Annotated in this window: 8 protein-coding genes; all 8 read left to right on the plus strand. The window is 38.0% G+C overall.

Features of this window, described 5'->3' with window-relative positions; all coding sequences use genetic code 11:
* Positions 1–386 precede the first annotated feature (386 nt).
* The 8 genes from BLW28_RS05360 to BLW28_RS05395 all read left to right on the plus strand — a co-directional run bounded on the left by BLW28_RS05360 (position 387) and on the right by BLW28_RS05395 (position 13,505).
* Complete coding sequence (locus BLW28_RS05360; RefSeq protein ID WP_073218694.1) at positions 387–827, plus strand: MarR family winged helix-turn-helix transcriptional regulator; 441 nt, start codon at positions 387–389, stop codon at positions 825–827.
* 54 nt (positions 828–881) lie between these two features.
* Positions 882–3,290, plus strand: a complete 2,409-nt coding sequence (locus BLW28_RS05365; protein WP_073218487.1) for a 3-hydroxyacyl-CoA dehydrogenase/enoyl-CoA hydratase family protein — start codon at positions 882–884, stop codon at positions 3,288–3,290.
* 89 nt (positions 3,291–3,379) lie between these two features.
* Positions 3,380–4,576, plus strand: coding sequence for an acetyl-CoA C-acyltransferase (locus BLW28_RS05370; protein WP_073218490.1), 1,197 nt, complete (start codon positions 3,380–3,382; stop codon positions 4,574–4,576).
* Between the two features lie 284 nt (positions 4,577–4,860).
* Positions 4,861–6,663, plus strand: a complete 1,803-nt coding sequence (locus tag BLW28_RS05375; RefSeq protein WP_073218494.1) for an acyl-CoA dehydrogenase family protein — start codon at positions 4,861–4,863, stop codon at positions 6,661–6,663.
* A gap of 335 nt (positions 6,664–6,998) precedes the next feature.
* Positions 6,999–9,467: an alpha-2-macroglobulin family protein gene (locus tag BLW28_RS05380; protein WP_073218497.1), complete on the plus strand. Its 2,469-nt coding sequence runs from the start codon at positions 6,999–7,001 to the stop codon at positions 9,465–9,467.
* Between the two features lie 100 nt (positions 9,468–9,567).
* Positions 9,568–10,434: a TolB-like translocation protein gene (locus tag BLW28_RS05385; protein WP_073218500.1), complete on the plus strand. Its 867-nt coding sequence runs from the start codon at positions 9,568–9,570 to the stop codon at positions 10,432–10,434.
* Positions 10,435–10,516: 82 nt separating this feature from the next.
* Positions 10,517–11,869 carry a M28 family peptidase gene (locus tag BLW28_RS05390; RefSeq protein WP_073218503.1) on the plus strand — a complete coding sequence of 451 codons (1,353 nt, stop codon included), beginning with the start codon at positions 10,517–10,519 and terminating at the stop codon, positions 11,867–11,869.
* Between the two features lie 10 nt (positions 11,870–11,879).
* The gene (locus tag BLW28_RS05395; protein ID WP_073218506.1) at positions 11,880–13,505 is read left to right on the plus strand and encodes a M1 family metallopeptidase; all 1,626 of its coding nucleotides are present in this window, start codon (positions 11,880–11,882) and stop codon (positions 13,503–13,505) included.
* The last annotated feature ends 94 nt before the right edge of the window (positions 13,506–13,599 follow it).

Raw genomic sequence — 13,599 nt, forward strand, 5'->3', positions numbered from 1 at the left:
TGGCTATCGCTAATAATGAATCTGAGGACATCGAAAATCTTTATTTCAAAGTTCCCTCAATTTTAGTTACTCCACAACTTTTTGTGTTGAGCCGTGGTTTCGAAATAAATTTTTTAAAAAGAAAAATCACAATTCCCTATTTTGCTAAACTGCGACTCAATTTACTTTGCTCATAGGATAATTCACATCCCAACCTTTATTTGGGTTGTATAAAAAATTTCTACCCCTACTTCAAATCGAGATTTCATTTCTTTCTATAGCACCATCAAACTAAAGCCATTATATATAGAATTCCCAAAACTATTTTTAATTTACTATGCGTGCATAATAAATTTTTTGTATCTTTGGTATTATATTTTTTTTCAACACCCTCAATGCAAGAAAAAATAAAAGAGAAAACCATAGATTACATATTGCGTTCCACTTGGATGAATGTAACAAAAATGTACAATGAAGAAGCAGGAAAGAAAGGAAGTACAATGGCTACTGGATTCGCTCTTATTAGCATTGATCCAGAAATAGGAACGCCATCTACAGCCCTGGGGCCAAAAATGGGAATGGAGGCGACAAGCCTTTCAAGAACTTTGAAATCAATGGAGACAAAAGGTTTAATAGAACGTAAGCCTAATCCAGAAGATGGCCGAGGAGTGCTTATTCACTTAACACCTTTTGGAAAAGAAATGCGCGATTTCTCCAAAAAAGTCGTGTTAGGTTTTGACGAAGCCGTTCAAAAAAACGTTTCTGCAGAAGAATTGCAGATTTTTCGGAAAGTAGCACATACAATCAACGAGTTGATTAATTCTAAGCAAATTTACGACTCAGAATAAAATTCAGAATTCATAATCCGCCTGCTAGCCGGGCAGGTTCAAAAATTAAAAAATATGTCAAAAAGAAGAATTAACAAAGTAGCGGTAATCGGTTCCGGAATTATGGGAAGCGGGATAGCCTGTCATTTCGCTAATATTGGCGTGGAAGTGCTATTGTTAGATATTGTTCCGCGCGAATTAAACGATGCCGAGAAAAAGAAAGGGCTTACCCTTGAAGATAAAGTGGTGAGGAATAGAATTGTAAACACAGATTTACAGAAAGCCATTAAAAGCAACCCTGCCCCACTCTATCATAAAGATTTTGCAAAACGTATTACTACGGGAAACTTAGAAGATGACATCTCTAAAGTAAACACTGCCGATTGGATTATTGAAGTAGTTGTAGAACGTCTTGACATTAAAAAACAAGTTTTTGAAAATCTTGACAAACACAGAAAACCAGGAACCCTAATTACTTCAAACACTTCAGGTATTCCTATTAAGTTTATGAGCGAAGGACGTAGTGAAGATTTCCAAAAGCATTTCTGCGGCACCCACTTCTTTAACCCACCACGTTACTTAAAACTTTTTGAAATCATTCCAGGGCCTAAAACTTCACCTGAAGTATTGGAATTCTTAAATGGTTACGGCGAAAAATTCCTTGGAAAAACAACTGTTGTTGCAAAAGACACCCCTGCTTTTATAGGAAACAGAATTGGAATCTTCGGAATTCAAAGTCTCTTTCACCAAGTAAAGGAAATGGGACTTACCGTTGAAGAAGTTGATAAATTAACAGGCCCAGTAATTGGTCGTCCAAAATCGGCTACATTCAGAACTGTTGACGTTGTTGGTCTTGACACGCTAGTTCACGTTGCAAAAGGTATTCACGAAAATGTTCCTGAAGACGAAGAACACGGAGTTTTCCAAATTCCAGGGTTTATCGACACCATGATGGAAAATAAATGGCTTGGAAGCAAAAGCGGCCAAGGATTCTACAAAAAAGTAAAGAACGATGATGGTAGTAGTGAAATTCTTTCGTTAGACCTCGACACCTTAGAATATAAGAAAAGTAAAAAAGCATCTTTTGCTACTTTAGAAAAAACCAAATCGGTAGGGACTGTAACAGATCGTTTTCCAATTCTTATTGCCGGTGAAGACAACGCAGGCGAATTCTACAGAAAAAACTTCGGTGCAATGTTCGCCTACGTTTCAAAAAGAATTCCTGAAATAACCGACGAGCTATACAAGATCGATGATGCAATGAAAGCTGGATTTGGTTGGGATAATGGTCCTTTCGAAATTTGGGATGCCGTTGGCGTTAAAAAAGGAATTGAATTAATTAAAGATTTAGGAAAAGAACCAGCAGCTTGGGTAAACGAAATGCTTGAAGCTGGGGTAGATTCTTTCTATACCGTAAAAGAAGGGAATACATATTACTACGATATCCCTCAGAAAAAACACCTAAAAGTTCCTGGGCAGGATTCATTTATTATTCTAGACAACATTCGTAAGACCTCAGAAGTTTTCAAAAATAGCGGGGTTGTAGTTGAAGACCTTGGCGATGGTATTTTAAATGTGGAATTCACTAGTAAAATGAACGCTATAGGTGGCGATGTTTTAGCTGGTATTAATAAAGCAATAGATATTGCTGAAAAAGATTTCGACGGTTTAGTAATTGCCAATCAAGGAAAAAACTTCTCAGTTGGAGCTAACATCGGAATGATTTTCATGATGGCCGTTGAGCAAGAATACGACGAATTAAATGCTGCAGTTAAGTATTTCCAAGATACAAGCATGCGTCTTCGATACTCTTCTATTCCAGTAGTAGTTGCCCCTCACGGGATGACGTTAGGTGGTGGATGCGAATTCACACTACACGCAGACAGAGTAGTTGCAGCAGCCGAAAGTTACATTGGTTTGGTTGAATTTGGCGTTGGGGTTATTCCTGGCGGTGGAGGTTCTAAAGAAATGGCACTTAGAGCTAGCGATACTTTCAAAAAAGACGATGTTGAACTTAACCGTCTTCAAGATCATTTCTTGACTATCGGTATGGCGAAGGTATCTACTTCAGCTTACGAAGCATACGATACTGGAATACTTCAGAAAGGAAAAGATATAGTAGTTGTAAACCAAAACAGACAGATTGCTGTAGCTAAAGCGACTGCGCGCTTTATGGCAGATCAAGGCTATACAAAACCAATTCAACGAACAGATATTAAGGTTTTAGGAAAACAAGCTTTAGGAATGTTCTTAGTTGGAACCGACCAAATGCAAGCCGGAAACTACATTAGCGAACACGATAAAAAGATAGCGAACAAACTTGCTTATGTTATGGCAGGTGGCGATTTAAGTGAAGCGAGCTACGTAAGCGAACAATACTTATTAGATCTTGAAAGAGAAGCTTTTTTAAGTTTAACTGGTGAAAGAAAAACCTTAGAAAGACTTCAACATATGATTCAGAAAGGGAAACCTTTGAGAAATTAGAAAAAAGAATAAAGAACAGAGATAAAAGAACAGAGAAGCTACAGATCTAATTTCTTTATTCTCTACTCTCTTCTCTAAAAAAACAAATTATGAAACAAAGAACCGCATATATAGTAAAAGCATACAGAACCGCAGTGGGCAAAGCGCCTCGCGGAGTTTTCCGTTTTAAAAGACCGGATGAACTGGCCGCGGAAACCATTAAATATATAATGAAAGAATTACCGCAACTCGACACAAAACGAATTGATGATGTAATTGTTGGTAACGCAATGCCAGAAGCCGAACAAGGCCTTAACGTAGGTAGATTGATTTCAATAATGGGACTAGACACCGTTGATGTTCCAGGAATGACGGTAAACCGTTATTGTGCCTCTGGTTTAGAAACAATCGCTATTGCAACAGCAAAAATCCAAAGCGGAATGGCAGAATGTATTATCGCAGGTGGTGCCGAAAGCATGAGCTACATCCCGATGGGCGGTTACAAACCAGTACCAGATTATCAAGTTGCCAAAGACGGGAATGAAGATTACTATTGGAATATGGGACTAACTGCAGAAGCTGTTGCAAAAAAATACAACGTTTCCCGCGAAGACCAAGATGAATTCGCTTACATAAGCCAGATCCGTGCTTTAAAGGCGCAAGATGAAGGCCGTTTTGACGAGCAAATTGTTCCTATTGATGTGGAACACACCTATGTTAATGATTCTGGAAAAAAAGTAACAGAAACATACACCGTTAAAAAAGACGAAGGCCCAAGAAAAGGCACTAATGTAGAAGCGTTATCAAAATTGCGTCCCGTATTTGCTAATGGCGGAAGCGTTACTGCAGGAAATTCGTCACAAATGAGCGATGGAGCTGCGTTCGCAGTAATAATGAGCGAAGAAATGGTAAAAGAATTAAATCTTGAGCCAATTGCCAGAATGGTGAGTTATACCGCAGTTGGTGTTGAACCCAGCATTATGGGTATTGGACCATTATATGCAATTCCAAAAGCACTGAAGCAAGCAGGATTAAAGCAAGACCAGTTAGAGCTAATCGAATTAAACGAAGCTTTTGCTTCTCAATCATTAGCTGTTATTCGCGGACTCGATTTAGACAAAGAAATCGTGAATCCAAACGGTGGCGCAATTGCCTTAGGTCACCCATTAGGTTGTACTGGCGCAAAACTTTCGGTTCAACTTTTTGATGAAATGCGCAAGCGTGATTTAAAAAACAAATACGGAATGGTAACTATGTGTGTAGGAACCGGACAAGGAGCTGCTGGGATTTTTGAGTTTTTGAAATAATCTCGTGAAGAAGACTTACGACAAATTTGCTGGTGCAAATTGACTTACGACCTACGACTTAGACTTAAATTGTTAGCATATAAACCAAGTCGTATGTCGTAAGTCAAAACCGAAAGGTTTTAGTCGTAGGTCAAAAAAGCGAAAGCTTTTTTCAGTGCAAAACAAATAAAATAGCAATAAACATATAAACCAAGTCGAACGTCGTAAATCAAAACCGAAAGGTTTTAGTCGTAGGTCAAAAAAGCAAGAGCTTTTACGTCGTAGATCAATTCAATATTAAAATTATGGAAGCAAAAAGTAAAGACCTTCTTCGCGGAGGCCAATTTTTAGTAAAAGAAACAAAAGCCGAAGACGTCTTCACGCCAGAAGATTTTACGGAAGAACAAAAAATGATGCGCGATTCTGTGAAGGAATTTGTAGATCGCGAAATCTGGCCAATGAAAGAACGCTTTGAGCAGCACGATTACGCACTTACCGAAGAGGTTATGCGCAAAGCAGGTGAAATGGGACTTCTTGGAGTTGCCGTTCCTGAAGAATATGGGGGACTAGGAATGGGCTTCGTTACTACCATGTTAGTATGCGACTATATTTCAGGCGCCAGTGGTTCGGTAGCTACAGCATTTGGTGCTCATACAGGAATTGGAACAATGCCAATCACCCTTTATGGTACCGAAGAACAAAAGAAAAAATACGTACCAAAATTAGCAACAGGCGAATGGTTTGGTGCCTATGCTCTTACTGAACCAGGAGCAGGTAGTGATGCTAATAGCGGAAAAACAAAAGCTGTGCTTTCTGAAGATGGAAAAACATATGCTATTAGCGGACAAAAAATGTGGATTTCTAATGCAGGCTTTTGCAATACTTTCATCGTTTTTGCACGAATTGAAGACGACAAAAATATTACTGGGTTTATCGTAGAAAACGACTCATCTAATGGAATCTCTTTTGGTGAAGAAGAAAAGAAATTAGGTATTCACTCCTCCTCTACCCGTCAGGTTTTCTTTAGTGACACTAAAGTTCCTGTAGAAAACATGCTAGGCGAAAGAGGCGAAGGTTTCAAAATAGCGATGAATGCACTGAACGTAGGTCGTATTAAACTTGCTGCTGCAGGTCTTGATGGGCAACGTAGAGTGATTTCAAAAGCTGTAGAATACGCCAATGAAAGAATACAATTTGATGTGCCAATTTCATCTTTTGGAGCTATTAAGCTTAAATTAGCTGAAATGGCAACCAATGCCTATGTAGACGAAAGTGCTTCATATAGAGCAGCTAAAAATGTTGAAGATAGAATTGCACTTCGTATTGAAGCTGGTAATAGCCATCAAGAAGCAGAGTTAAAAGGCGTAGAAGAATATGCTATTGAATGCTCTATTTTAAAAGTAGCAGTTTCCGAAGATATTCAACATTGTACAGATGAAGGAATTCAGATTTACGGTGGAATGGGTTACAGTGCCGAAGCACCTATGGAATCTGCATGGAGAGATGCTCGAATTACTCGTATCTACGAAGGAACAAATGAAATTAACAGAATGCTTTCAGTTGGAATGCTTGTTAAAAAAGCAATGAAAGGTCACGTAGACCTGTTGAATCCTGCACAAGAAGTAGCAAGTGAATTGATGGGAATTCCATCTTTCGACACTCCAGATTACTCAGAATTACTGTCTGAAGAAAAGGCAATGATTGCGAAGCTAAAAAAAGCATTCTTAATGGTTGCAGGAAGCGCCGTTCAAAAATACGGAACTGAGCTTGAAGAGCACCAACAAACCCTATTGGCTGCTGCAGATATCTTAATTGAAATCTATATGGCTGAAAGTGCAATTTTACGTACTGAAAAGAACGCCAAACGCTTTGGTGAGGATACTCAAAAAGAACAAATTGCAATGTCGCAATTATACCTTTACCATGCTGTAGATATTATTACTGTGAAGGCTAAAGAAGCAATCCTTTCCTTCTCTGAAGGTGATGAACAACGTGCCATGTTAATGGGACTGAGACGTTTTACCAAATATCAAAATATGCCAAATATTGGTCAACTGCGTAAAACTATTGCAGAAAAAGTAATTTCGGAAAATAAGTATCCGTTTTAATTTATCCTGCAAGATTTCAAAAACCTTGTAGGTTTTAACTTAATTCATAAATATCAGGCCTCACAGGTTTCTTCATCCGCTGTAGCTTTAGCATAAGGAAGGAAACTTGTGAGGTTTTTTAATGAGTTTTCCTTTCGAAATTAAATATTAATTACTACTATAGATTTCGTATTCACGAATTCTTCAAACACTTCAGCTTAGATACCCATCGCTTGGAATAATAATAGAAATAGCTTTTTATCTTCAAAATAATTGCTAATTTAACCCCTAGCGTATAGTCCCATAAACTTGAAGGAATACGCTTTACTTTCACAAGTTTCAAAGTGTATTTAAGTATGAAAAAAATACTTCCTCCTCTCCTATTAATTTCTTGTTTGCTTTTGGCATTTTCTTATAGCGATCCGTATAGTTTAAAAAACTCCATCATTCATAAACTAACAGATTACAGCACTATAAAATATCCTGAGAAAATATATATTCAAACAGACAAGCCTTACTATACTGCCGGTGAAAACATTTGGTTTAGCGCATACTTACTAAATGGAGTAACGCACACAACAAGCTTAAAAAGTAGCGTGATTTATGTTGAACTCATAAACGAACGAGACAGTATAATTAAAGAACAAAAAATATTTACAGAGTCAGTTAGTGCGAAAGGAGATTTTGCATTGCCGATGGATCTTCCAGATGGCAATTATCTTTTACGTGCTTATACTAATTATATGCGAAACCAATCTAGAGAGTTCTTTTTTAAGAAAGAAATCCCTATTCTATCGCTCTATGCAGGCGACAAAAAAGAGGATGCAGAAAATGATTCAATCGAAGACGAATTTCCAGATTTAGGGTTTTATCCAGAAGGTGGTTATTTAGTAACTGGGCTCAACAACAGAGTAGCAGTGAAAATACAAAATGCAGATTTAAGAACGAATCCTATAGTAGGAACAATTGAAGACACCCAAGGCAATAGAATCACAGAATTTAATACAATGGAATTCGGTTTAGGGTCATTTCAGCTAACTCCAGAGCAGGGAAAAGAATATCAAGCCGTTGTGAGCTCTGGCGATGAAAGCGTTGTTTATCCCTTGCCTATTCCGTTAGAAACAGGTTACGTTATGAATACATCAGTTTCAGAAACTGATGTTTCAATTAATGTTCGCACCAATAAAAAAGAAGGATTAAAAAATGTCTTAATCCTAGGGCATCAACGTGGTTTAACCGTTTTTGATTTCATTCAAGAGAAAAGCACCAACTCAATGTCATTAAAAATTCCGAAAAGAGAATTAATCGACGGAGTTCTAAACATTGTTCTTTTCGATAATTCAGAAAAACCTGTTGCAGAACGATTGGTTTACATCCACAAAAAAGAAGCTATTTCCCCTTCAGTAAAACTCTTTCCATCAACTGTAGGAACACGAGAACGCGTAAACGTTGGGGTAGAAGTAAAAGATAAATGGGGAACAGTGGTGCCTAGTACCGTTTCTATTTCAGTAACAGATGCAACATTGGTGAAGCACAACCAAAACGCAGGGAATATAAAAACGTGGCTATTACTGAATTCAGATTTAAGAGGAACAATCAAATCGCCTAACTATTTTTTCTTACCAGAAGAAGTTTCGAAAAAGAATCAACTATTAGATTTAACGATGATGACCCACGGATGGCGTAGATTTATTTGGCAAGAGTTTTTAGAAGAAGGAACAATCCAAAATTTTGAAGCAGAAGACGGCATTTATTTCAACGGAAATACACGAAATTTAAAAGCTCCGTATAACAATAAAACAAGCGAAACCAAACTCACCTTCCGTACAGATGGTTTCTACCAAGAATCTCAACCAACAGACAAAAACGGGTGTTTTTCGTACGGACCCTTTGTTTTTAACGACACCATCGATGTGTTCATTCAAGCTGGAGACAATATTTCTTCCCAAAATCCAGACTTTAACAATACCAATATTATACTCACTCCTTCTATTGAGCGACCTGGTATTATACGAGACCGAATAATAACACCTTTTAAACAACAGATTACGTATGCCGAATCGTATCGACATAAAAGCCGCACAAATGTAATCTCCAACTATAAGTTCGATGAAAAAGGTGAAATGTTAGATGAAGTACTACTTTCGGCAAAGGTGAAAACCGAAGAAGAAAAAGTTGAGATGGAGAGAAACAAACGAACCCGATCGTTCCAACCTTCACATCGCATAATTGTAGGTGAATTTGGAAATCACGGAGCTAGTGATTTCATGGGATTAATATCAAATGTTCCAGGAATTAGAATCGGGAAAAAAGGAAATGCTGAAACTTCACAAGATTTTGAAATCAACCTTCGAGGCATGAAACCCGCTTTCTTTTTGGATAATATAAAAGTTACTTTAGAAATAGCTAGAACTGTTTCACAAGCCGATATAGATTTTATCGACATCAGAAACACAGGACATGCCTCGGCTGGATATGCTCTGGAAGCACAAGGAGTTATTGCCATTTACACAAAAAAAGGCTCTAGAAGAGGTGGAAACTCAATAAAAAATAGCAAAGCAGGTTCTATCAACTTTAAAAGCAATGGGTTTTATAGTGCGCGCGAATTTTTCTCACCCGACTATGCTTCGGAACAAAAAGGCCCGATCCGACAAGACCAACGAATTACCTTATATTGGAATCCAAAAATAATTGTCAATAAACACCGCAACGCTTCGGCATCCTTCTTTACAAGTGATGAAAAAGGAAGCTACTTTGTAGAAATGGAAGGAATAACCGAAACTGGAGTTCCAATTTATCAAACAACATTCTTAGAAGTTGAATAATCCAAAATACTACGTTTTCAGAAAACTAATGAAGTTGTATTGTGCAGTATAGTTCCCTTTGGCTCAAAGTTTGCTATTTTTGAGGCAAAACCCTTATTCAATGAAAAACGTACTCGTCTTATTTTTTATGCTATGCAATGGGCTTATTTTTGCTCAAAACAACACAGAAGTCTATGTTTTTGATGTCGCCCTTGCTTATGAAGGCCTTGAATTACTAAACGCTCGAAATGTTTCCAACAACAAAGGTTACGACAATCAACCCTCTTTTATTTCAAATGAAACCCTTGTTTTTGCGGGAAACAATAATGGTCAAACAGATATTTCGGAATACAGTTGCACTTCCCAAGTAAAAAAGTGGGCAAATAAAGAATCTGAAGGCAGCGAATACTCTCCCCAGAAATTTCCATCAAGTAATGATTTGGCGGCAGTTAGACTAGATAAAGATGGCAAACAAAGACTCTACAAATACAATACAAAAACCGGTACTTCTTCCAAAATAATTGAAAATTTAGAAGTTGCCTATTTTGCTTTTTACAATGATGAAAAAATCCTTGCTACCGTTCTTTCTGGTTCACAAATGGATTTGGTGATGATCGATTTAAAAACAAAATCGGCAGATACTTTATTTCAAAATGCAGGTAGATCATTACAGAAAGTTCCAAACTCCAATTCCATGTCATACACCCTAATTAACGAAGACCATAATTTAGATTTATACGTTTTGGATATGGCTTCCAATGACAGCTTTTTTATCTGCGAATTACCTTTTAACACCCAAGATTACGTTTGGATGAACGATACACAAGTACTTACCGGAAAAGGAAGTAAACTATATATGTACGACACCCTAGGAATTCCCGAATGGAACAAAGTTGCTTCCTTAGATGAATACGGAGTCCGAAATATTACGCGTTTGGCAATCAGTCCAAATGGAAAAAAACTGGCCTTGGTTGCGGACGAACTCTAAAAAGAGAAATTGATCTGCAAGGTTATTAAAACCCTGTAGGTCTTAGTTAGTTTTTTGGTATTTTTAAGCAAAATTCCCCTCAATGAAACAGTTGCCAATATTCCTATTCTCAATATTCAGTATTTTTTCATTTTCCCAAAACCCTCAAAAAATTGAGATTCCCGATAGTAAGATTTACGAGATCATCAATTCCGTTTCTTCTGAAAGAATAGAAAAATACATCACCATTCTGTCAAATTTCGGAACGCGAAATACATTCAGCGATACCATCAGCAACACTCGAGGCATTGGTGCCGCTCGAAGATGGATAAAAGCTGAGTTTGAAACCACCTCAAAAAACTGTGGAAATTGTTTGAATGTTTTTTATCAAAAAGATTTGGTAAAGGCAGAAGGCAATCCACGTATTCCTAGGGACACTTGGATTGTGAATGTTGCTGCAGTTCAAAGGGGAAGCAAATACCCCAATCGCTTCATTATTATGAGCGGAGACATTGACTCTCGAAACAGCGATGGCAATGATTTTACAAAAGATGCCCCAGGAGCCAATGACAACGCTAGCGGAATGGCAGGAACCCTTGAAGCTGCAAGGGTTTTATCAAAGTATAAATTTGAAAACAGCATTATCTATTTAGGATTAAGTGGCGAAGAGCAAGGTCTCTACGGAGGAAAAGGGTTTGCCGAATACGCCAAAAACAAGGGTTGGGAAATCATCGGCGTTTTCAACAATGATATGATTGGGAATATTAAAGGCGTAAACGGCGTAATCAGTAATCGTGATTTTAGAATTTTTTCCGAACCCGTCCCTCCTACTGAAACCGAAAAGGAAAGACAACTGAGGCGATTTTATGGTGGAGAAGTAGATGGCATTTCCCGACAGCTCGCACGTTATGTATATAAAACCACAAGTAAATACATGCCTGAAATGAACCCAATGATGATCTATCGATTGGATCGTTTTGGCCGTGGTGGGCATCATCGTCCTTTTAATGATGTAGGTTGGGCTGGAATTCGCATCATGGAAGCGCACGAGAATTACAACCAGCAACACCAAGATATACGAACTGAAAACGGAATTGAATACGGAGATAAACTTGAATTCGTGAATTTCGATTACGCAGCAAAACTAACTGCCGTCAATGCTATAAACCTAGCAAGTCTGGCCTGGGCGCCACCCGAACCAAAAAACGTGTCGATTGGAGGAGTTGTAGAAGCTTCTGCAAAATTGAAATGGGAAAAGGTAAACGGTGCTATTGGCTATAAAATATATTGGCGAGACACCACCTCCCCCACTTGGGATCACAGCCGCTATGTGGGAAATATTTCGGAATTTACCCTTGAAGGAATCGTAATCGACAACTCGTTCTTTGGAGTGGCTTCCGTTGGTGAAAATGGATTCGAGAGCGTTGTAGTTTTCCCTAATTCGGTATTTAGATAAAATTATAACTATGAAAGAAAAAGTCTGCATACTCGTTCTATTGCTTCTTAACTTCTCTGTGTTTTCTCAAGAATTCACCCGAGCCGATACCCTTCGCGGCAGCATAACTCCAGAACGTGCTTGGTGGGATGTAACGCATTACGATTTAAAAGTAACCGTAAACCCTTCAGAAAAAACCATTGAAGGCAGCAATACAATTACGTATAAAGTCACCAAACCGCATAACATTATGCAAATTGATCTTCAAGCACCTATGAGGATTGATAAAGCAATCCAAAACGGGCAAGATATTTCTTTTACTTCAGAAGGTAATGCGCACTTTCTAGAACTCCAACAACCACAAGAACTTGGAGAAGAACAAAATATAACGCTCTTCTTCTCTGGAAAGCCGAAGGTTGCAAGACGCCCACCATGGGATGGAGGTTTTACTTGGACTACAGACAACAACGGCAAGGATTTTATAGCCACTTCCAATCAAGGCATTGGCGCTAGCGTTTGGTGGCCATTAAAAGACCATCCCGCCGATGAACCAGACAACGGAGTAACCGTTTCCGTTACAACACCAAAAAACTTAATGAATGTAGGCAATGGAAGACTCCTGAAAGTGATTGAAAATGAAAACTCCAAAACGTGGGTGTGGAATGTGTTAAACCCAATAAACACGTATGGCGTAAACATGAATATCGGCGATTACATGCATTGGAAAGAAACTTTCAAAGGTGAAAAAGGCCCGCTGAATATTGACTATTACGTGTTACGGGAAAATGAAGCAAAAGGAAAAAAACAATTCAAGCAAGTGCCAATGATGATTGAGGCTTTTGAACATTGGTTTGGCCCCTACCCTTTTTATGAAGACGGTTTCAAAATCGTGGAAGCGCCCTATTTAGGTATGGAGCACCAAAGTAGTGTTACCTACGGCAATGGATTTAAAAATGGATATTTGGGGCGAGATCTTTCCGGTTCAGGTTGGGGAATGAAATTCGATTTTATCATTATACACGAAAGTGGTCATGAATGGTTTGCCAACAACATCACGAATAAAGACGTTGCAGATATGTGGATTCATGAGGGATTTACCTGCTATTCGGAAAACCTATATGTAGATTATTACTTCGGAAAAAAAGCGTCTTCGGAATATGTAATCGGCCTTAGAAAAAACATTTTAAACGACAGGCCCATTATTGGCGATTATAACGTGAACAGCCGTGGTAGTAACGACATTTATTACAAAGGCGCCAATGTATTGCACACCGTTCGTCAGTTGATAGAAAACGATAAAAAATGGCGCAAGATCCTACGCGGACTCAACAAAACATTCTACCATCAAACTGTTACAACAAAACAGGTAGAAGAATATATTTCTAAAGAAAGTAAAATAGATCTCACCGAATTTTGGAATCAATATTTACGAACCACCGATATTCCAAAAGTTGAATATGAAGTAAATGGAAAGGAATTAAAATTTAGATATGTGAACATCGTCGAAAACTTTGACATGCCCGTAATAGCAATCATCAACGGAAAAGAAAAATGGATTTACCCCACTGCAACGTGGAAAACCTTAGAAACACCCAAACCGATTGAAACATTTGAAATCAAAAAAGATTTTTATGTGGATTCTGAAAAACTAATGTAATAGAAGCTCGACTGCTTTAAATAATTTAGAAAACTCCACTCCTTTTAGCCGAAAAAGTTATCTATATTGGCTAGTAAAATTGAAACAACAAGAA

The sequence above is a fragment of the Aequorivita viscosa genome (assembly GCF_900106795.1).
GTDB classification, from domain to species: Bacteria; Bacteroidota; Bacteroidia; order Flavobacteriales; family Flavobacteriaceae; genus Aequorivita; species Aequorivita viscosa.

Bases quoted from the DNA above. Each gene is read 5' to 3' on its own strand.
- BLW28_RS05380 (WP_073218497.1), top strand. From the start codon at position 6,999: ATGAAAAAAATACTTCCTCCTCTCCTATTAATTTCTTGTTTGCTTTTG.
- BLW28_RS05385 (WP_073218500.1), top strand. From the start codon at position 9,568: ATGAAAAACGTACTCGTCTTATTTTTTATGCTATGCAATGGGCTTATT.
- BLW28_RS05395 (WP_073218506.1), top strand. From the start codon at position 11,880: ATGAAAGAAAAAGTCTGCATACTCGTTCTATTGCTTCTTAACTTCTCT.
- BLW28_RS05370 (WP_073218490.1), top strand. From the start codon at position 3,380: ATGAAACAAAGAACCGCATATATAGTAAAAGCATACAGAACCGCAGTG.
- BLW28_RS05390 (WP_073218503.1), top strand. From the start codon at position 10,517: ATGAAACAGTTGCCAATATTCCTATTCTCAATATTCAGTATTTTTTCA.
- BLW28_RS05365 (WP_073218487.1), top strand. From the start codon at position 882: ATGTCAAAAAGAAGAATTAACAAAGTAGCGGTAATCGGTTCCGGAATT.
- BLW28_RS05375 (WP_073218494.1), top strand. From the start codon at position 4,861: ATGGAAGCAAAAAGTAAAGACCTTCTTCGCGGAGGCCAATTTTTAGTA.